The sequence below is a fragment of the Thermococcus atlanticus genome (assembly GCF_054657855.1).
The window spans coordinates 497,011-515,534 of sequence record NZ_BAAHXX010000001.1; the positions used below are offsets into that span (position 1 = coordinate 497,011).

Genomic DNA, 18,524 nt, shown 5'->3' on the forward strand with positions numbered 1-18,524 from the left:
TGATTTCATGAATGTGAAGAGGGAAAAGCTCACGACCCTTTCCTTTTTTCTCTCTCCAATGGCGGTTATGGTTGTGCTCTTCTATTTAGTGCCCCTGATCATGACGGTTTATATAAGCTTCACCCGGATGAGGAACTGGAATGTTAGCAAATATCTTACGGAGTTTGTCGGTTTTTACAACTATCACAGACTCCTTTACATGTTCCAGCACGACCCGACGTTTAAGGCGGTTCTCCTGACCACGGTGGTTTTTGTCGGGATTACGCTCATCATCAATGTTTTTGGAGGTCTGGCTCTGGCTCTGGCGACGTTTTTCATAGAGGATAAACCGGCCTCAGCCTTCAGGCTCCTGTGGCTTCTGCCGAGAATGTCTCCCATCGCCGTTTACAGCCTCGTCTGGTACTACTTCTTCCACGGCAGCGAGATTGGAACTCTGAACTCGATTCTGATGAAGCTCGGCGTAATTTCGCAGCCGATTCCATGGGGCCAGATTGTCCCGTGGGGGGCCTGGAGCATAATAATCTTTGTTAACGGTCTTGTGGGTGTTAGCTTCGGCATGATAGTTTTTACATCGGCCCTGAATCAGATACCGAGGGAGCTTGTGATAGCAGCGAGGGTCGATGGAGCATCCTCCTGGCAGATATCGAGGAGGATTTTAATACCCATGATTAGATGGCACCTCCTCTATGTCCTTACATGGCAGTTCCTCAGCCTCCTCACGACGTATCCCCACCTCTTCCTCCTCGTGCAGTGGGATCTTGTGAACGGGGACTACGGAACAACACTGGCGCTCTATGTCTTCAACACCGCCTTCGGAATGGGGGAGCAGGATCAGGGGCTGGCCGCTGCCGCTGCGGTGCTCCTGTCGGTCATTGGCATAATAGGCGGCTTTGTAACCCTGAAGGTTCTGAAGTTTGAGAGAATGATGAAGAGACCGAGGGGTGACTTCTGATGAAGGACGTTGAAACAAGGCCGAGGAGGTACAGCAGGGTTATAATACTCGCAATCCTGCTCGCGAGTCTGCCTCTGATTGTTGGTTTTTCCCTGCTCGTAATCTCAAGCTTCAGCACAGAGATGGTGACAAATCTGAATCCATCATCATTCCACCTCACCCTTGAGAACTGGATCAGCGTTTTCCACGGGAAGCTGGCCACGACAGGAGGAATCCGGGCTCCGATCCTGAGGATAACGCTCAACACCCTCATTGTGGCCCTCGGCGTTGCGGGGGTTGTAACCGCAGTCAGCGCCCTTGCCGGCTACTCCCTTTCCAGGGTCAACTTCAGGGGAAGAAAGCACATGATGATACTCCTTCTGGTTCTTCATGCATTCCCCGGAGTTGCGCTGATTGTTGGGGTTTACCTCCTCTACCGCCTGACATTTCCCCAGAGCATGGACATCGTCCGGCTCTATTCCTTCATGTATGTTATATTCGCGAGAGCTGCCCTTGAAATCCCGATGTCGGTCTGGCTGATGAAGGGCTTCTTTGACACAATACCCTGGGAGTTCGAGTGGTCCGGCATAATAGACGGAGCCTCAAGGATAACGGTCTGGAGAAAAATCATGCTCCCTCTGATAAAGCCGGGCATATTGGCGGTTGCCCTCTTTGCATTTTTGGCCGGCTGGCAGGACATAATCTACGTGAGGACATTCCTGATAGATCAGACGCTTGCCACATTCATCGAGGCAAACATCGAGGCAGAATTCTCCCACATGCCCATGATAGCTGCTGCAGGAACCCTCTACCTGCTCCCGACTATAATCTTTTTCATCACAGCCCAGCAGCTCCTCCTTCAGGGTTACTCGGGCGGAATTAAGGGGTGATTGAGATGGTTAGGATTATCCTCGACGGCATAACCAAGAAGTTTGATGATTTTATTGCTCTGAGGGATATCAGCCTGAAAATTGAGGATAAAGAGTTCATGGCTCTGCTGGGGCCTTCAGGAAGCGGAAAATCAACGCTGCTGTACACGATAGCAGGAATCTATAAACCGACAGGCGGAAGGATATACTTTGATGACAGGGACATCACGGACATACCCCCCAAGGACAGGAACGTTGGGCTTGTCTTCCAGAACTGGGCGCTGTATCCCCACATGAAGGTCTTCGACAACATAGCATTCCCGCTTGAGCTGAGAAAGGTTCCGAGGCAGGAAATCACGGTGAAGGTCAGGGAGGTTGCCGGAATGCTCCACATAGAGGATCTGCTCGACCGCTATCCATGGCAGCTGAGCGGCGGCCAGCAGCAGAGGGTTGCGATAGCGAGGGCGCTGGTGAAAGAACCCGATGTCCTGCTTCTGGATGAACCCCTGAGCAACCTCGATGCCCTCCTCAGGATTGAAGTCAGGGCAGAGCTGAAGAGGCTGCAAAAGGAGCTGGGCATTACCGCCATCTACGTTACCCATGATCAGGCCGAGGCGCTGGCAATGGCCGACAGGATAGCGGTTATCAGGGAGGGTAAGATACTCCAGGTTGGAACACCAGATGATGTGTATTACAGGCCAAAATACAGGTTTGTTGGGGGATTCCTCGGAAACCCGCCGATGAACTTCGTTGATGCGGAGGTTGATGCTGAGAATGGCTATCTGAATGTTTATGGCAGCAGAATACCGGTTCCGGCCCAGTACAGGGAACTGGTTGAAAAGCTCGGCATAAAGGAGGTTCTCCTTGGATTCAGGCCGCATGATGCGGAGGTCCTCAGGGAAAAAAGGGAAGGTCTTGCGGGAGAGGTCTACTCCTTCGAGCCGCTGGGAAGGGAGCAGATTGTCACCGTTTCGGTTGATGGGGCGTTTGTTAAGGTGTTTGCACCCGAGGGCGAGCACTTCAGCTTTGGAGAAAAGGTGACCGTGGAGCTCAGGGAAGACAGAATTGTCCTCTTCGATAAAAAGACTGAGAAAGCGCTGGAGTTCCTGGTTTAGTTCTCCCTATTTTTCCATACCAACCAGACTGTCGCCTCTAAGGTTTGTTAAATTTCCCTCCCCGCAACCTTTATGGTTCCCTTAGACATGTAACCCATCCGTTTTCCAAGGCCCGCTGCCAGAATCACGGCTTTCAATGTCCTACCTCCAAAAACTTTTAAGCCCACCCGAGAACTCTTAGACAGAATTAAATTAACCCAATGTGATTTAAAACTTTCGGGTGGTGTTATGAGGGTCGCTGTCCTCTATTCAGGCGGAAAGGACTCAAACTATGCCCTTTACTGGGCACTGAATCAGGGGTTTGAGGTCAAATATCTCGTGAGCATGATCAGTGAAAGCGAGGAGAGCTACATGTATCACGTGCCGAACATTCATCTCACGGAGCTTCAGGCCGAGGCCACAGGGATACAGCTGATAAAGGGCTTCACGAGCGGTGAGAAGGAAAAGGAGGTGGAAGACCTCAGGGGCATCCTTGAGGAACTGGATGTGGAGGGTATAGTTGCAGGGGCTCTTGCGAGTGAATACCAGAAGAGAAGGGTTGATATGGTCGCCCAGGAGCTTGGACTGGAGAGCTTTGCCCCCGCATGGCACAGAGACCCTGTGGATTACATGAGGGAGATAATCAGAATCTTCGATGCCGTCATTGTTGGGGTTTCAGCTTACGGCCTTGATGGGGGATGGCTGGGGAGAAAAATAGATGAGAAGGCGCTTGAGGAGCTCCTAAAACTCCACAGGAAGTATAAAATTCACGTGGCCGGGGAAGGAGGGGAATTTGAGACCTTCGTCAGGGACGCGCCGTTTTTTAGGGCGAGGATAGTCTTTGATGAAGTTGAAAAAATCTGGGACGGATACACGTATTCGGGGGTTCTGGTTGTCAGGAGAGCCCATCTGGAGCAGAAGTTATGATTCACCAATATCTTTATTTTTTGGTCTGCTGATTCCAATTTGGTGGGGTTAATGATTTCCGTCGGGACATGCGGCTTCTGCGAGAGTCACTCCCGCTATTACCGCGACTTCGATGCGATAGAGGTGCAGCAGACCTTCTACCGGGTTCTCCGGGAAAAAACGCTCGAACGCTGGCGTAAAGAGGCCCCTGAAGGCTTTACCTTCGCCATCAAGGCCTTTCAGGGCGTAACCCATCCGCCGAACAGCCCGACATGGAGGAGGAGCAACATAAAGCCGGGCAAAGGCGTCGGCCTGCTGAGACCAACGAGCGATGTCCTTCACTTCTGGCGCTTAACCCTCAGGGAAGCGGAAATTTTAGGAGCAAGGTTCATACTCATTCAGCTGCCGAGGAGCTTCAGGGAGAGCGAGGAGAGCTTCGCCAACGCCGAAAGGTTCTTCGAAGTGGCGGGGAGGGGAGACTTTGAGATAGCTGTCGAGCTGAGGGGCTGGAGTGAGAACGGTGTTAAGAGCTTTGTGAGGGAGTTTGATGTCATAGACGTGACCGACCCGCTCGTGAGGGTTCCGCCTCACAGAGGCGAGGTGAACTACTACCGGCTTCACGGGAAGTATGAGAAAGGAAGGATAATCTACCGCCACTCCTACAGCGATGAGGAGCTGCAGAAGATAAGGGAGCGCGTCCTCGGCTGGAATAGAGGGGAGAGCTTCGTCTTCTTCAACAACTCGGACATGTGTGCCAATGCCAAGAGGTTCAGGGTGATGATGAACGAGACGTAGGGCTTCGATAAAGCTTTACACAAATTCCATTCCCATTTTGATATCTTGACCAGGGACTTCGACGATGATTGGCCCGAGATTAAAAGACGTTCAAAAAGGATTTATGATGATAAGTATCGAAACCTTGAGCCTCATGGGTCCTCAAGGAGTTCGATGAACACCCTAACAGAAATACCACTTCCCTGAGGATGGCTCTCAAAAGGCCGGTCTTTAAGCTTTTGTGGAGGGTATGGTTATCATTTTTCCTGTTGGACCGATTAGAATAACGTGAGAATCCTTCTGGCGGACAGGATAATAACCCAACTTTCGAAGGGCTCTGATTGCATCTTCTCCAGAAACATCCCGCAGAAGCTTTGTCACAGGGACACCTCAATAATCTGGCTACCTTCCGAGCGCACAAACTTCTTTAGCGTCTTTCCCAATTCTTTCTCTTCGAGAACTTCAAGGTAGAGCTCAATAGCCTCTTTTATGTTTTTGAGCACCTCCTCCTTCGTCTCCCCCTGACTAAAGCATCCCGGAAGGGCCGGAACGTAGGCAACATAACCCCCCTCGGGCTGGGGCTCAAGAACCACCTTGACCTTCATCTCCACTCACCAATGTTGTTAAGAGGGGCCAACTATTATCTCACATGCAATATCCCTCTAAATGAAGTTCATTCTGGAAAGCTCCGTACTTATTCACGCCAAGAAAAACTTATTAGGATTCGGGCAGGAATAATAAAGGGTGATACTAATCCCTGCCCCCCTGTCAAGTGTGACAAGGTCCGTGATGCAGGCAGCGCTCGGTGCAGAGGATCCCTGCGATGGCGTCGGTGCAAAGAACGGTGGATTCAAGACGGAGGAATACGACTGGAACTACTACGTCGGATACTCTTCTCTGGCCTACTACGCCAAGAAAGGCGGGCCGGCAGACCAGAGGGACTACGACTTCATGATAGAGTTCGATGGTGGAAAGCCGAGGGTGTGGGTGGAGGATGCGGAGGAGTGGAAGGATAAAAAATGTGGAGATATAATCAAATTGATAAACGAGACACAAGGAGATAGTACAAAATATCAGAGCTATGTGCTAAGTATAACATTCAACAAGCAAAACTGCGGCAATTACGGTAGTGGCCAAGAGAGCGTAATTGAAAAACAATTCACAAAAGCAAATATCACACTACGATATGTCACCCCTTGTATTATCACGGCCGCACTCTGCAATGGCCTAATGCCCGGCCTGGGTGTAGCAGATTTTGCAGGAAACGTGCTAGGCTGTACCGTAGGCGGATTCATAACAGCATACACTTACAGAACAGAACTGATACAGAATTCGTTCGAAAATATGGGTTTTGCGGCAAAAACAAGTGCAATACTCCTGTGGGCAACAGGTGGAGGTATAGCAACACAGCATATATTGAGAGGCACAAGCATAGATGTTGCGGCGAGCAGAACAGGCCTGCGAACAACAATAACATTCCTTAAGGATGCCAGAAGATTAGATCCAATAATTAAAAGCACTATAACCTCGGGGGACACAATAAGTAGTTTCAAAGACATACAAAACTTTGGAAAATCGATTGCACGCCTCGAAGAATCAACGGGCCCACTTATCCAAAAATTGCAGAAAACAGGACACATTGTTGAAGCTGAAATGATCAACAGTGCATTCCAAGATGATTCAATAAAGCTGTTCAAAGAGCTTGCATATCTAGACAAAATAGATGATCCTAAAAAACTAAAGGACCTCAAAACATTCCTATGGGAAAAGTACAAGATATCGACAAAAAAAGTCGATTTGCGAGGACTCTCAAAGGAGAAGCAAGTAAAAGAATTAAAAAATGCCATCAAAGAGGCAATAACTAAAGATCTTGGAATGGGAGAAAAATCAAAAATTGTGTCTGCAGCAAACGAAGCGAGACAACAAATAGAGAACGTAGAAAAAGCAATGAGTAGGATCAAAAAGATGGGTAGAGAGTATGCAAAAGGTCTGTTCTGTAGCGCGCTCTCAAACGTTATAGGAGCAACAACGTTCATACGATCGTTACCGTCACCGGATGCTCTGACAATACATCTCAGCACAAATACTGTACAATACATCATGGTGGCTACCAATAATATAACATCGGGAGGTAGCAGAGAATGATCCTTTTCGAGATCTACCCAGAAGATCCTGAAAGGCGAGAAATTGTGCGTCGAGCCGTCGGATACAACATAAAAGGCGGTTGGAAACTTTTTACGCAACTACTTGAAAAAATACATCCAGCTCCCTCGCCGGAAAAAGCCTTCGACGAATCAGAGGATAAGGATAGCTTTGGCCCAGATGTTATCGATGCATATAAAGAAGACTTAGATGCGGTGACATCTGCACGAGCAACGCTTTTCCACAAGTTGCTACTTTGGGCGCTATCGGAGATCAAAGATATTCCTAGACGCAAGTATGACCTAATCGCAGACCCAGACTCTCTAGAATATTTCGACCCAAAGATGGACAAAGATCACATGGAAGAATTCCTCTCATTGCTACTACACGATGGCATAGAAAGTGGGTATCTGACGTACGAAGATGTTAAAAGAATAGCATCACTTGCCACAAAGTTGGCAAGGCTGACAGAAATATATATCCCCGACGAAAAGACACTCAAACTTATCGGCGACGAGCTAGAGAAAACGGGAGACCTTAAACAATTATTAGAGAAACATCCCAACAAAGGCCAATTCTACAAGGTGGCAGAAGAGATCAAGCAAGAGTTCCAGAAGTTGCACGGCGATGAGATTAAGCAACGATTGAAGAAAAGAAAAGAAAAACGGACTGTAACATCCGCCATCAAAATCATCACCGAGAGGGAGCCGGCACTCGAGGACGTTGCAATAGAATCACTGAAACGAATGGGCGTTGACCTGAAGTTAGAGACGGGCAATATTCCTGAAAGAAAATCGAAGATCTTCTCGTGGCTGGTGCAGAACGGTTTGATAAGGGTGGAGGAGGAGAACGGGAAGCCTGTAGTGAAGGCAACGGAGGAGCTGAACAGGATAGTGGGGAGATACGGCAAGGCAACGGGGGCAATGATCAAATGGGCAGCGGAGGAAGGGGTGAGTAAAGAGCACGTGGAGCCCGTGGCGAAGATCCTCGGAGCGCTGGAGGAGTTCAGGCAGGTGGCGAAGAAGGAGGATCCAGCGCTGGCTAAGGCGCTGGAAAAGGCCATGAAGAGCAAGCACACGGTGAGGGAACTGCTCCACGTGTCTGTTGGTCTGATTTCAGTCGAGGAGCTGTCAGAGAGGTGGAAGGATGAGTTCGGCCTTTCACTGATTGAGCTCCTCGGGAAGAATCCAGAGCTGACAAGGGCTTTCATCGAATCCATGGAGAACCTCAGCGAGCTCGCCTCACACGAGGTTCCGGTGGAGTGGGTTCCACTGCTCAAGATGTTGGATGGAAAACCTCCCAAGGAAGAACTTGAAAGGGCCTTAGAAAGGGCAACACTCCTCAGGATGGTCTTTTCGGCCTACGAATCGCTGGCGATAAGGGGCCTACAGGGGAATGGGAGAGACATCACCAGAGGGATGATGGACATCCTAGAAAGGGCCAAAGTAATGGTTCCGAGTGCCGATATCACTGATGAGATAAGGGCTGAGTTGGAGGTTTTATCAAAGGTAACGGCCCTCATGAAGGATGAAACATACATTGAAGCCATCGAGGAAGAAGTAACGCAGATATTGGCGAAGATCCCGGAGACCAGGAAGATTGGACTCTTCAAGCGCGAATCCCCGCGGAGAAAGGTGGAGGATTTCGTGGCAGTCCTCATGGAGGGGAACCTGAGCGAGGAGGAAGCCGAAGAGAGAGGTGAGGAGCTGGGGAGGTACCTCAGGAACTACCTGGACGAAAAAGAGGCCAAAGAGCTGGTGAATAACATCATGATTCCCTTCAGGGCAAGGCTGCTCCTCAAAAGATACGGCACCGCCGAGGATTTCCTTTTTGACTACGCCCATTCGAAGGCCTCACACCTCCTGCTCTTAGAGGCTCGCTTGGCAGAGACCCTCCACGCCAGGGAAATACCCCCTGACTCTATCCTCAGAACCATGGCGGGGGCACCATCGCTGCTGGGGAGGAAAAGGGTAACTCTCAACGGCTTCGAGAGGAACAGAGAAACGCTGAAAAGGCTCCTCGGGTGAGGGCATGCTGGCACTAAGGGGGAACAGGAAGGAAATAGCGGCATGGTATTTCGTTGCCCTCCTCCTGTCCATCGCAGTGAAAGGGGAGGGAGGAACAGCGAACCCCTTCCACTTCTTTTTTCTTATACTCATCTCCACGCTGCTCATGCTCTTAGTCATCAAACTTTTCGGGTCAATTCTGATTAGAAGGCTTCTATTTGCCCTCGAACTCGCTTTTCTTACCTTAGCGTTTGCATACCTCCTCAGCTCCCTCAGTTTACCGTGGTACCTTTCAATCGTTGCCCCCATTGTAAGAATTACTGCAGGAGAAAGGGCAGAAAATGCGTCCGTTGCGGCGATAGCTGGTGTTTTGGCCGGACTCGTTGGGAAGGGTATGGATCCAGGTGATGCCGCTCTGCTCCTTTCCATAACTGCAGTTTATGACTTTATCGCCGTCTTCATAACAGGTCATATGAAAACCATCGTCAGGGCCGTTTCTCCCAGCTTTTCTGAAAGACCCGTTTCCAGCGATAGATACTCCCTCGGCTCCGGGGATGTTGCATTGCCAGCTGTAATGGCCTCGGCCGCGTTTAAAGCGGCTCCTGTAGTTGGAATGGCCTCCGCTCTGGCGGCCATGGTCGGGCTGGTTCTGCTCTTTGTTTATGTTTCAAGAAAACCGGGTATCCTGCCGGCTCTTCTTTTTATAGCGTTCCCCCAGCTTATGATGTACGTACTTTTAAGCCATCTGGGATAGCTCAAACTCCAAATCCAATGGAATACGAAAAGTTTAAGATTTGTAATACCTAAATCAGATATGGTGAAATACATGAACTCGGCGGTTGTGAGCATTCGAGTTCCACCGGAGCTCAGGCGTGAGATGAAGAAGTATGACATCAACTGGAGCGAGGAGATAAGGGAGTTCATCAAAAAGCGTATTGAAGAGGAGGAGAAAAAACAGGCCCTCCAAGAGGTAATCCAGCTCGTTGGGTCTCTCCCCGGAGTTCCGGAGGGCACGGCAAAACGGATCGTGAGGGAGGACCGTGATAGTCATTGACACATCGGCCCTCTGCAAGTTCCTCCTGAAGGAAGAGGGCTGGATGGAAGTAGTTCCCTACCTCCAGCCGGAAAGCAACGCCCACGCGGTTGAGATGCTCCTCACCGAGACCACCAACGTAATCTGGAAGAACGTGCGGATATACAGAAACCTCCGCAGGGAGGACGGGGAGAAGCTCCTCTCGGCTCTGGAACTCCTTGTTGATAAGGGCGTAATAACGATCAAGGAGAACCGGAAATATCTTAGACGGGCCTTTGAGCTGAGCGTTGAACATAATATCGCAATATACGATGCCCTCTTCATAGCTCAGGCACAAAAGCTTAACGCCACGCTCGTCACCTGCGACGAAAAACAAGGAAAAGTGGCGGAGAAACTGGGCATAAGCGTCGTTCTCCTCTAATCAAACCCCGGCTTCCTGACATTCACCACTTCCCTATTCACGAGCGTCGGCGGGATTTGGCCGTTCCTGAAGGCCATGAGGTTTTTAGCCACAAGCTCCGCCATTCCCTCCCTCGCACCGTGGGTGGCGCTCCCTATATGGGGGGCTAAGACGACGTTGTCGAGGCTGAAGAGCTCGCCGTTATAGTAGGGCTCCTCCTCGTAGACGTCCAGACCGGCGCCAGCGATCCAGCCTTCCTTGAGTGCCCTGATGAGCGCCTCTGTATCAACCACCTTGCCCCTTGCGATGTTGACGAGTATCGCGGTGGGCTTCATCAGCTTAAGCCTCTCTTCGTTTATCATGTGGTAAGTCTTCTTTGTCAGCGGGACGGCTAAAACAATGAAGTCGCTCTCCCTCAAAAGCTCTTCAAGCGGTCTGAACTCGGCGCCGAGTTCCTTCTCAGCTTCCGGCTTCCTCGTGCGCGAGTTGTAGAGTATCCTCATCCCGAAGCCCCTGGCTCTTTTCGCCACCGCCTGGCCGATCCTTCCGAAGCCGACTATTCCTATCGTCTTGCCGTAGACGTCATAACCCAAAAACATCAGCGGGTGCCAGGCAACACCTTTCCTCTTCCACTCGCCGGAGCGCGTGAATCTGTCGGCCTCAACCAAGTGCCTCGCCGTAGCTAAGAGAAGAGTCCACGCGAAGTCTGCAGTGGCGTTGGTGAGAACGTCCGGGGTGTTGGTGACGTAGATTCCCCTTTTGGTCGCCTCTCCGACGTCAATGTTGTCGTAGCCGACGGCGTAGTTGGCGACTATTTTCAACCTCGGTGCCGCATCGAACAGTTCACCGTCTATCCTCTCGCTGAGCATTGGGACAAGGGCATCCACGTCGCGAACCCTTTCAAGCAGAACATCCCTCGGAATCTCGTGCTCGTCCTCCCAGACCTCGAGCTCAAAGTGCTCCCTCAGGAGTTCGATACCGTTCTCCGGAATTGCCCTCGTTATGAAGACCTTCGGCCTCATGATATCACCCGGATACGCTTATATACCATTTCGACGGAAATCTAAATGCTGTCACCCATGTTGAGGTGAGTGATATGGAGCAGATAAAGTTTCTGGCCGGAAGGGCCAACTGGATTAAAGGGTCGGCACTGGCGGAGGTTATGAAAAAGGCCGCGGAGCTCAGGGCCGGGGGGAGAAGGCTCATAAGTCTCTCGGCGGGCGACCCGGACCCCGGTCTCATACCCCGGAAAGTCCTCGGCGAGCTCGCCGGGGAAATTCTCAGGGAGATTCCCCAATCCGTCATGTACACCCCCGCAAACGGCATTCCCGAGCTGAGGGAAGAGCTCTCAGGGTTCCTCAAAAAATACGAGGGCTACACGGTGGATCCGTCAGAGATAATCATCACGGTGGGCGGAACCGGGGCCATAGACCTCCTGGGAAGGGTTCTCATAGACCCCGGAGACATAGTCATAACCGAGAACCCGAGCTACATCAACAGCCTCCTGGCCTTCGAGCAGCTTGGGGCCAGAATAGTGGGAATCCCAATGGACGGGGAGGGCATGAGGGTAGACCTCCTCGAAGAGAAGCTTAGGGAGCTTGAAAGCAGGGGGGAGAAAGTTAAGTTCATCTACACCATCCCCACCGGGCAGAACCCCATGGGGATCACCATGAGCACGGAACGGAGAAAGGCCCTGCTGGAGGTGGCCGAGGAGCACGACCTCCTCATAGTGGAAGACTCTGCATACAACTTCATGCGCTACGAGGGAGAAACAAAGCCGCTGAAGGCCATGGACGGCGCCGGAAGGGTCATCGTGGTCGGGACGTTGAGCAAGGTCATGGGGACGGGCTTCAGGATCGGCTGGCTCATAGCAGGGGGTGCCATAGGGAAGAAGGTTCTCATGGAGAAGTCCCCCATAGACTTCTGCGCCCCCACGATTTCCCAGTACATAGCCCTGGAATACATAAGGCGCGGCTACTTCGAGGAATACCACCTAAAAGAGGCACTGCCCGGGTACAGAAGAAAACGGGACGCTATGCTTAAAGCCCTCGAAGAGGGCCTCCCGGAGGTGGAATTCACGCGGCCGATAGCGGGAATGTTCGTGATGCTCTTCCTGCCGAAGGGAGCAGATGGAATGGCCTTTGCCTCGGAGCTCATGGAGGAAACCGGGGTCGTAACTGTGCCGGGAAAACCCTTCTACACCGACGAGAGCGGAGGAAACGCACTCCGCCTCAACTTCTCACGGCCGAGCGAGGAAGAGATACGGGAGGGTGTCAAAAGGCTTGCGGAGTTCTATCGCAGGAAGTTCTGACGCTCCATTCTTTTCCTTTCCGACGCTATCTGGGAAGAACGTTCTTAAGCCATAAAATCCAAATGGGCTCCATGATAGGAGGGAGGATAGAGGGGATAAGTGACGACGGTCTGGGAATACTGGAAACGGGCGGAAGGCTGATCTACGTGCCGTTCTCGTATCCAGGCGACGTGGTGAGAGTTAGAAGGACCAAAAGGCGATTCGGCAGACTTCTTGCAAAGGATTTTGAGCTCATCGAACCCTCGCCACTCAGGGAGAGGGCGAGATGCCCCCACTTTGGAACCTGCGGCGGCTGTCTCTGGCAGGGGTTAAGGTATGGGGAGCAGCTCAGGCTTAAGGCGGAGGTTTTTGAACGGATTACGGAGATAGAGGCGGAGATCAAAGGTTCGCCCAGGATATGGGGGTTTCGCAACATCAGCAACTTCATCATTACAACCGCCGGAATCGGCCTCAAGGAGTACGGAAGCCCGTCGGGGGTGGTGAACCTTTCGGAATGCCCGGTTTTCTCGAAGAGAACGGCTGAATATCTCCGTGCCCTCAGAGATTTTCTCTCCGAGATGGGGCTTAAGCCCTGGAACTTAAAGCGGAAAGCTGGCGACGTCCACTACCTGCAGGTCAGAGAGGGCAAGCTCACGGGGGAGGTGATGGTGAACCTCATCGCCCACAGGAAGCCATCGGAGGATATTATAGAGGCCTTCAGGGACTACTTTAAGGTAGAGTCCCTCTACTGGAGCATCAAGGCCGATGAGCGGGATGACCCGAGGGGAGAGCCTCAACTCATAGCCGGCGAGCCCTTCACACGGGAGAGGATAAAGGATGTCATTTACCTCATCCACCCCGACAGCTTCTTCCAGACCAACAGCTACGCCTTAGTTCTCCTGCTGAAGGCCGTCGAGGACTTCACCGATGGCGAAAAAGTCCTCGACCTATACTCCGGCGTCGGAACCTTTGGCGTCTGGCTGGCTAAGAGGGGCTTCAGCGTGGAGGGAGTCGAGCTCAACCCCTTCGCGGTGGAGATGGCGAGAAAAAACGCCGAGCTGAACGGTGTTAGCGCCATTTTCCGTGTCGGTCGGGCCGAGGAAACGCCAATAGGCGACTACGATACCGTAATAGTTGACCCGCCGAGGAAGGGGCTTAGAGAGGCTGGAGAGCTATTGGTTAAGAGCGGCTCTGAGAGGGTCGTTTACATCTCCTGCAATCCCAAGGCGTTTAAACTCGACTATGAGAACCACCTGAGGAAGGCCTACAGGGTTGAAGGTGCGGTTTTGGTGGATATGTTCCCGCACACGCCGCACGTTGAGGCCGTTGTGGAGCTGGTTAGAAAGTTTTAAATAGTTCAAATCTGATTATCATAATTATGTACGAACAATTTGTGAATCGTAAGAATGAGCTCGAAGCGTTGAGAAAAGCGTACACCAGCGGGAGAAAGGAGCTCGTAATAATCTATGGCCGGAGAAGGATAGGAAAGACCGCCCTCGTTAAAAAATCTCTGGAGGGGCTCAAGCACATATATTTCTTCGCCGAGGAAACCCTGGAGGAGGAAAACCTGCGCGCCTTCCGAAGTCTGATAGCCAGGGCACTGGAAAACCCGGTCATAGCAAAGGCCGAACTCTCATGGGAGGAACTCTTTGAGCTGCTCGATGGCTCGGGAATAGTTCTGGTAATAGATGAGTTCCCCAACCTGATAAAGTCCAACAGGGCAATAATCTCGAAGTTCCAGAAGATTTGGGATGGTTTAAAGGATATCAAGCTCGTCCTCACTGGCTCTTCGATAAGCGTCATAGAGAGTCACGTCCTTGGCTATAGAAGCCCGCTCTACGGGAGGAGGACGCTTTCCATAAAGCTTGAGCCCCTGAGCTTTTTTCATCTGAGGGAGTTTTTCCCTGAGAGGGACTGGGAGGAGCTTGTAAGGATTTACGGCATAACCGACGGCATTCCCGCATACATAAAGGAGGTTCAGTTCAGGCTGAAGGCTGGAGAGAAGCTCGAAGAAGTGTTTCAGCCGAATAAACCCCTATTCGACGAGGCGGAGTTCCTACTTAAAACCGAGCTGAGAGAGCCGGCGCGCTACTTCTCCATCCTCAAGGCCATAGCCTTTGGAAAGACAAAGTTCGGTGAGATAGTGAGCTTTACTGGACTTCCAAGTTCAACCGTTTCCCAGTACCTCAGCAACCTTCAGACGCTTCACATAGTTGAGGAAAGGCATCCTGTCGGAGAGCCTGAAAGAAGGAGGAACGCGCGCTACTATCTGAGTGACCTCTACTTTACCTTCTGGTTCCGCTTTGTCTACCCAAACCGCTCCCAGCTCTTTGACTTTGGCTACATCGAGAACTTTGAGGAGGGATACAACCGCTATCTTGGCTTCGTCTTTGAGAAAATAGCGGAGCAGTTTCTCAGGGAACTGAACAAAGCGGGCAAGCTTCCCTTTAGGTTCACGAAGATCGGGAAGTGGTGGCGTAAGAATGAGGAGATTGACCTTGTTGCGTTGAATGAGCGAGAAAAGAGGGCGTTATTTGTAGAGGTCAAGTGGAAAGACCTTAACGGGAGGGAAGCTAGGGGGATTTTGAGGGATTTGGAGCGAAAAAGTGGGCTAGTTGGGCTGGACGATTTGGAGAAGAGCTATGGGTTGGTTGCCAAAAGCGTTGATGGAAAAGAAGGGCTTAGAGCTGAAGGATATCTTGTATGGGACTTGGAGGATCTCGATGGGCCAAGGTTCAAAGGGAAGGATAAAGAAATTCGAAAACTCAGACCGCCTTCCAGAACGGATCCTGCTGCGCTTTAACCTTCGCCGTCATCTTGAGGGCCTTTATGTCCGTCTCGTCCAGCTCGTTCTTGAGCTGCTTGGCGAGGATTACCACGTCGTTTTTGCTCAGGTCAACGTAGAGCGTCTCGCCGGGGTGTATGTGCCTGCCGACGATGGGCCCCTCGATTGCAACCGCAACGGCATCGCCCTTCTTGGCCTCCTGGACGAAGTCGCTCTTGCTCTTGATGGACTTTATCGTCCCAACCTTCTGGCCGTTCTGCTTGATTAGTGTTACGCCCGGCCTGATCCTGCCCTCAACCACCTCGATGCCGACTATCGCGGGGTGGCTGCGCCTGAAGACGTACCTCTCATCCGGATAGAGCCTGATGACGCCCGGGAAGGTTACCCTGCTGAGGAGCTCGTGCTTCTTCTTCTCCTCCTCCGCCTTTATCCACGCCTCGTAGTCCTCGATGAGCTTGTAGATGATGTTGCCGGTGAATATCTGAACTCCCTTGGCCTTGGCGACCTCTTCAGCATCCTCGTTCACCTTAACGTTGAAGCCCAGAACGACGCCGTACTTCGGCTCCTCCTCACGGACGCTCAAGGCCTCCATAACGTCGGTCTTGCTGATGTTCCCGACGTCGGCCTTCCTTATGGGGATGTTCTTCTCCTGCAGCTCCTTGCTGAGGGCCTCAAGAGACCCTATGGTGTCTGCCTTGACTATAACGCCCACCTTGCCGGTGCTTATGACAACGCTCTGTATCTGGCCCAGTATCTCCTGTCTCGCCCTCTCAACTTCTTCCTCCGAGCGGGCCGCTATAACCGGCGAGCCTGCTAAAGCTTCCTCAAGGCCGGGAGCGGCTATCTTTATACCCGCGGCCGCTGCCACCTCTTCAACCTGGTCGAAGCGGAACCTCGGGTCGCGTATCTCATCGAGGGGCTTGGGCTTGAGGAGCGCGCGGATTTTAGTGACTATCGCCTTGTCCTTACCGCCGACGACGATGGTGTCGTCCCTGCGGAGGGTTCCGTCGTAGATGATAACATCAATAGTCGTTCCCAGACCGAGCTCCTCGCGAACTTCGAGAATTGTACCGCGTGCCGGGCCTTCGACCTCTATCTTGAGCTTCTCCTCAAGGTACTTCTGGCTGAGACCTGCTATGAGGACGAGCAGCTCGGGAACGCCTATGCCGTATTTTGCCGATATCGGGACTATTGCAAGCTCCCTCGTGAAGTTCTGGACGCGGTCAAAGCGGTTTGCCTGGAAGCCCATCTCGTAGAACTTGCCTATCAGCTCCCAGAGCTTGGTCTCAAGCTCACCCTGTGCCCTCTGATCCTGCTTCTTAATGTTCACGAGGAACGGCTCGTCATCCTCGACCTTCCAGCCCTTTATCCTGTCTATCTTGTTGGCAGCAACTATGAAGGGCGTCCTGTTCCTCCTGAGTATCTCAATGCTCTCTATCGTCTGAGGCTGGAAGCCCTCGTTGATGTCCACGATCAGGATTGCCAGATCAGCCAGGCTTCCTCCCCTCGCCCTCAAACTTGTGAAGGCCTCGTGCCCCGGTGTATCGATGAAGAGCAGGCCGGGAAGCTTTATCTCACCCTTCCAGAGCTTTATGAGCGGACCGGCCAGTTCCCTCACAACCTCGATGGGAACCTCTGTTGCCCCGATGTGCTGGGTTATCCCGCCGGCTTCTTTACCTGCAACATTAGTATTTCTTATCCTATCAAGCAAAGTGGTCTTTCCGTGGTCAACATGACCGAGAACCGCTATGATCGGTTGCCGTATCCTCCTCATTTATCTCACCTCTGAGGTTAAATCCGGCATGGCCTTTTAAAGGGTTCGGGGCAAGATTTAAAAACCACTGTAGTAATCCCTGATGGTGGTGGGATGATAGCCCTGCTACTATCCGCATTGATTGGAACCGGAATGGCGTTCATAGCTGGGAAAGTGAAGGGAAAAGGTGCGGAAATTGTGGGATTTGCAACGGCGGTTCCTTTCTTCACCTATGCCATAGGTGCACCCCTGTGGAATATAGCGGGCGACGTCGTCGGATTTAATCTCAGAGGATTTGCGGGCTTTGAGGTGTTTGCTTCCCTTATTCTGGCCATAGCACTCATAGAGGTAAGGGCAAGAGAGGCCCTCAGCATAGATGAATACATCCAAGTCGCCCCCCTCTCCTCGTTTGTACTCTCTGCCGGTGCGGGACTGGTCGGGACACTCTCCCGCATGTGGTATCTCCTGTCTGTGATCATTCTCCTGCTGCTGATGTTTTTCCCGGAGAAGAATCCTGAAAGGTGGATGCGCTGCCAGCCATTTGAGGGCTTTGGCGTACCCTGTATCACCGATGATGAGAGCCGCTCGGCATATGTCATCGCAAACAGGGTATTTGTGGGCGGTTTCACGCTGCAGAACTTCTCCAGCGTGGAAAAGCTTATCGCGTGTCTGCTCAGAGCAGCGGAGAAAACCAAGAGGGCTGCCAGGGTTCTGGGTTACACATGCCTTTTGGCTCCCGCTCTCATTGTACCACTTCTCTCGTGGGACTTTCTGAGCGCGCTAATCCTCGCACTGGCTGTGACTTTCCTGTGTTATTACCTGTGGGCGCTGAGCATGGTTGTCCTATCCAGAAGAAGGGTTCCTGCCGAATGTAGGGAGGTGCTTGAGGAATATGCTGGGTTTATGAGAAAGACAAAACGAAAACGGGAAATCATTGTGAGCTAACTCTCAGCCCATCCTGTCCATGTACTCCTTCTTTGCCTTCGCATGCGTGTGGTAGAACCAGTCCGCGGCCTTCCAGTACTCGAAGAGCTCCTCGGGCTCGAAGTAAAGGTTTATCTCCCTCTCGGCGCTCTCCGGGCTGTCTGAGGCGTGGATGACGTTGTATATGGCATCACCAACGTCGAGGCCGTAGTCGCCCCTTATGCTCCCCGGCTCGGCGTCCTTCGGGTCGGTGGCACCGCACATCTTCCTCACGACGCTTATTGCATAGCGCCCCTCGACGACCATGACGACGCTGGGAGCCTTGGTGATGTAGTCTATCAGCGGCTCGAAGAAGTGCTTTCCCCTGTGCTCCTCGTAGTGCTTTTCAGCGAGCTCGCGGGTAATCCATATCATCTTCATCCCGACGATTTTAAGTCCCCTCTTTTCAAAACGGCTGATTATTTCGCCCATCAGCCCCCTGACTACGGCGTCGGGCTTCAGAATAACAAGGGTTCTTTCGATCTTTTTCTCGGCCATTGGCAACACCGAAGTTAGTTGGCATCGCGGTTAATAGGTTTTTTGGATTGTTGGTCTGGGATTTTTAAAGTAAGGAAGAA

The 18,524-nt window shown here is 51.9% G+C and carries 19 protein-coding genes; 14 read left to right on the forward strand and 5 right to left on the reverse strand.

What is annotated here, in order from left to right:
- The first annotated feature begins 7 nt into the window (after positions 1–7).
- The 5 genes from ACYQ27_RS02645 to ACYQ27_RS02665 all read left to right on the forward strand — a co-directional run bounded on the left by ACYQ27_RS02645 (position 8) and on the right by ACYQ27_RS02665 (position 4,595).
- Complete coding sequence (locus ACYQ27_RS02645; protein WP_456397136.1) at positions 8–952, forward strand: carbohydrate ABC transporter permease; 945 nt, start codon at positions 8–10, stop codon at positions 950–952.
- Entirely contained in the window at positions 952–1,821 is an 870-nt protein-coding gene (locus ACYQ27_RS02650) for a carbohydrate ABC transporter permease (RefSeq protein WP_456397134.1), read from the forward strand. Before ACYQ27_RS02645 ends, ACYQ27_RS02650 begins: the two co-directional genes overlap by 1 nt.
- Positions 1,822–1,826: 5 nt before the next feature.
- Positions 1,827–2,915, forward strand: coding sequence for an ABC transporter ATP-binding protein (locus ACYQ27_RS02655; protein ID WP_460040952.1), 1,089 nt, complete (start codon positions 1,827–1,829; stop codon positions 2,913–2,915).
- Positions 2,916–3,143: 228 nt separating this feature from the next.
- Positions 3,144–3,821 (forward strand): diphthine--ammonia ligase, encoded by a 678-nt coding sequence (locus ACYQ27_RS02660; RefSeq protein ID WP_460040953.1) that lies wholly within the window; start codon positions 3,144–3,146, stop codon positions 3,819–3,821.
- 51 nt (positions 3,822–3,872) lie between these two features.
- Positions 3,873–4,595, forward strand: a complete 723-nt coding sequence (locus ACYQ27_RS02665) for a DUF72 domain-containing protein (protein WP_460041768.1) — start codon at positions 3,873–3,875, stop codon at positions 4,593–4,595.
- A 210-nt stretch (positions 4,596–4,805) separates the two neighbouring features.
- Here ACYQ27_RS02665 and ACYQ27_RS02670 read toward each other — a convergent pair whose 3' ends face one another.
- Entirely contained in the window at positions 4,806–4,955 is a 150-nt protein-coding gene (locus tag ACYQ27_RS02670; RefSeq protein ID WP_460040954.1) for a type II toxin-antitoxin system HicA family toxin, read from the reverse strand.
- Positions 4,952–5,179, reverse strand: coding sequence for a type II toxin-antitoxin system HicB family antitoxin (locus ACYQ27_RS02675; protein ID WP_460040955.1), 228 nt, complete (start codon positions 5,177–5,179; stop codon positions 4,952–4,954). Before ACYQ27_RS02675 ends, ACYQ27_RS02670 begins: the two co-directional genes overlap by 4 nt.
- A 139-nt stretch (positions 5,180–5,318) precedes the next feature.
- On the opposite strand from ACYQ27_RS02675, the gene ACYQ27_RS02680 reads away from it, so the two are divergent.
- From ACYQ27_RS02680 to ACYQ27_RS02700, 5 genes are all read left to right on the forward strand, one after another.
- Positions 5,319–6,719, forward strand: a complete 1,401-nt coding sequence (locus ACYQ27_RS02680) for a hypothetical protein (protein WP_460040956.1) — start codon at positions 5,319–5,321, stop codon at positions 6,717–6,719.
- On the forward strand, positions 6,716–8,743 hold the full coding sequence (locus tag ACYQ27_RS02685) for a hypothetical protein (RefSeq protein ID WP_460040957.1): 2,028 nt from the start codon (positions 6,716–6,718) through the stop codon (positions 8,741–8,743). The genes ACYQ27_RS02680 and ACYQ27_RS02685 overlap by 4 nt, the downstream gene beginning before the upstream one ends.
- A gap of 4 nt (positions 8,744–8,747) precedes the next feature.
- Complete coding sequence (locus tag ACYQ27_RS02690; protein WP_460040958.1) at positions 8,748–9,476, forward strand: hypothetical protein; 729 nt, start codon at positions 8,748–8,750, stop codon at positions 9,474–9,476.
- A gap of 72 nt (positions 9,477–9,548) precedes the next feature.
- Positions 9,549–9,776, forward strand: a complete 228-nt coding sequence (gene vapB, locus ACYQ27_RS02695) for a type II toxin-antitoxin system VapB family antitoxin (protein WP_460041769.1) — start codon at positions 9,549–9,551, stop codon at positions 9,774–9,776.
- Entirely contained in the window at positions 9,763–10,176 is a 414-nt protein-coding gene (locus ACYQ27_RS02700) for a type II toxin-antitoxin system VapC family toxin (protein WP_460040959.1), read from the forward strand. The genes vapB and ACYQ27_RS02700 overlap by 14 nt, the downstream gene beginning before the upstream one ends.
- Here the strand turns inward: ACYQ27_RS02700 and gyaR are convergent.
- A complete protein-coding gene (gene gyaR, locus ACYQ27_RS02705; protein ID WP_460040960.1) occupies positions 10,173–11,177 on the reverse strand; it encodes a glyoxylate reductase in 1,005 nt (334 codons plus the stop codon). The two genes, ACYQ27_RS02700 and gyaR, sit on opposite strands and share 4 nt — an antisense overlap.
- A gap of 74 nt (positions 11,178–11,251) precedes the next feature.
- Here gyaR and ACYQ27_RS02710 point away from each other — a divergent pair, with 74 nt between their 5' ends.
- The 3 genes from ACYQ27_RS02710 to ACYQ27_RS02720 all read left to right on the forward strand — a co-directional run bounded on the left by ACYQ27_RS02710 (position 11,252) and on the right by ACYQ27_RS02720 (position 15,248).
- Entirely contained in the window at positions 11,252–12,466 is a 1,215-nt protein-coding gene (locus ACYQ27_RS02710) for an aminotransferase-like domain-containing protein (protein ID WP_460040961.1), read from the forward strand.
- A gap of 71 nt (positions 12,467–12,537) precedes the next feature.
- The gene (gene rlmD / locus ACYQ27_RS02715; protein WP_460040962.1) at positions 12,538–13,797 is read left to right on the forward strand and encodes a 23S rRNA (uracil(1939)-C(5))-methyltransferase RlmD; all 1,260 of its coding nucleotides are present in this window, start codon (positions 12,538–12,540) and stop codon (positions 13,795–13,797) included.
- 26 nt (positions 13,798–13,823) lie between these two features.
- Positions 13,824–15,248 (forward strand): ATP-binding protein, encoded by a 1,425-nt coding sequence (locus ACYQ27_RS02720; protein ID WP_460040963.1) that lies wholly within the window; start codon positions 13,824–13,826, stop codon positions 15,246–15,248.
- On the opposite strand, the gene infB is transcribed toward ACYQ27_RS02720, so the two are convergent.
- Complete coding sequence (gene infB, locus ACYQ27_RS02725; RefSeq protein WP_456453613.1) at positions 15,211–17,004, reverse strand: translation initiation factor IF-2; 1,794 nt, start codon at positions 17,002–17,004, stop codon at positions 15,211–15,213. The two genes, ACYQ27_RS02720 and infB, sit on opposite strands and share 38 nt — an antisense overlap.
- Before the next feature lie 93 nt (positions 17,005–17,097).
- Here infB and ACYQ27_RS02730 point away from each other — a divergent pair, with 93 nt between their 5' ends.
- Positions 17,098–17,928: a hypothetical protein gene (locus tag ACYQ27_RS02730; RefSeq protein WP_456453612.1), complete on the forward strand. Its 831-nt coding sequence runs from the start codon at positions 17,098–17,100 to the stop codon at positions 17,926–17,928.
- A gap of 3 nt (positions 17,929–17,931) precedes the next feature.
- Here the strand turns inward: ACYQ27_RS02730 and ndk are convergent, their stop codons facing one another.
- Complete coding sequence (ndk, locus tag ACYQ27_RS02735; RefSeq protein WP_460041770.1) at positions 17,932–18,444, reverse strand: nucleoside-diphosphate kinase; 513 nt, start codon at positions 18,442–18,444, stop codon at positions 17,932–17,934.
- Between the last annotated feature and the right edge of the window lie 80 nt (positions 18,445–18,524).

Bases quoted from the DNA above. Each gene is read 5' to 3' on its own strand.
- ACYQ27_RS02645 (WP_456397136.1), top strand. From the start codon at position 8: ATGAATGTGAAGAGGGAAAAGCTCACGACCCTTTCCTTTTTTCTCTCT.
- ACYQ27_RS02650 (WP_456397134.1), top strand. From the start codon at position 952: ATGAAGGACGTTGAAACAAGGCCGAGGAGGTACAGCAGGGTTATAATA.
- ACYQ27_RS02655 (WP_460040952.1), top strand. From the start codon at position 1,827: ATGGTTAGGATTATCCTCGACGGCATAACCAAGAAGTTTGATGATTTT.
- ACYQ27_RS02660 (WP_460040953.1), top strand. From the start codon at position 3,144: ATGAGGGTCGCTGTCCTCTATTCAGGCGGAAAGGACTCAAACTATGCC.
- ACYQ27_RS02665 (WP_460041768.1), top strand. From the start codon at position 3,873: ATGATTTCCGTCGGGACATGCGGCTTCTGCGAGAGTCACTCCCGCTAT.
- ACYQ27_RS02675 (WP_460040955.1), bottom strand. From the start codon at position 5,179: ATGAAGGTCAAGGTGGTTCTTGAGCCCCAGCCCGAGGGGGGTTATGTT.
- ACYQ27_RS02685 (WP_460040957.1), top strand. From the start codon at position 6,716: ATGATCCTTTTCGAGATCTACCCAGAAGATCCTGAAAGGCGAGAAATT.
- ACYQ27_RS02690 (WP_460040958.1), top strand. From the start codon at position 8,748: ATGCTGGCACTAAGGGGGAACAGGAAGGAAATAGCGGCATGGTATTTC.
- vapB (WP_460041769.1), top strand. From the start codon at position 9,549: ATGAACTCGGCGGTTGTGAGCATTCGAGTTCCACCGGAGCTCAGGCGT.
- gyaR (WP_460040960.1), bottom strand. From the start codon at position 11,177: ATGAGGCCGAAGGTCTTCATAACGAGGGCAATTCCGGAGAACGGTATC.
- ACYQ27_RS02710 (WP_460040961.1), top strand. From the start codon at position 11,252: ATGGAGCAGATAAAGTTTCTGGCCGGAAGGGCCAACTGGATTAAAGGG.
- rlmD (WP_460040962.1), top strand. From the start codon at position 12,538: ATGATAGGAGGGAGGATAGAGGGGATAAGTGACGACGGTCTGGGAATA.
- ACYQ27_RS02720 (WP_460040963.1), top strand. From the start codon at position 13,824: ATGTACGAACAATTTGTGAATCGTAAGAATGAGCTCGAAGCGTTGAGA.
- infB (WP_456453613.1), bottom strand. From the start codon at position 17,004: ATGAGGAGGATACGGCAACCGATCATAGCGGTTCTCGGTCATGTTGAC.
- ACYQ27_RS02730 (WP_456453612.1), top strand. From the start codon at position 17,098: ATGATAGCCCTGCTACTATCCGCATTGATTGGAACCGGAATGGCGTTC.
- ndk (WP_460041770.1), bottom strand. From the start codon at position 18,444: ATGGCCGAGAAAAAGATCGAAAGAACCCTTGTTATTCTGAAGCCCGAC.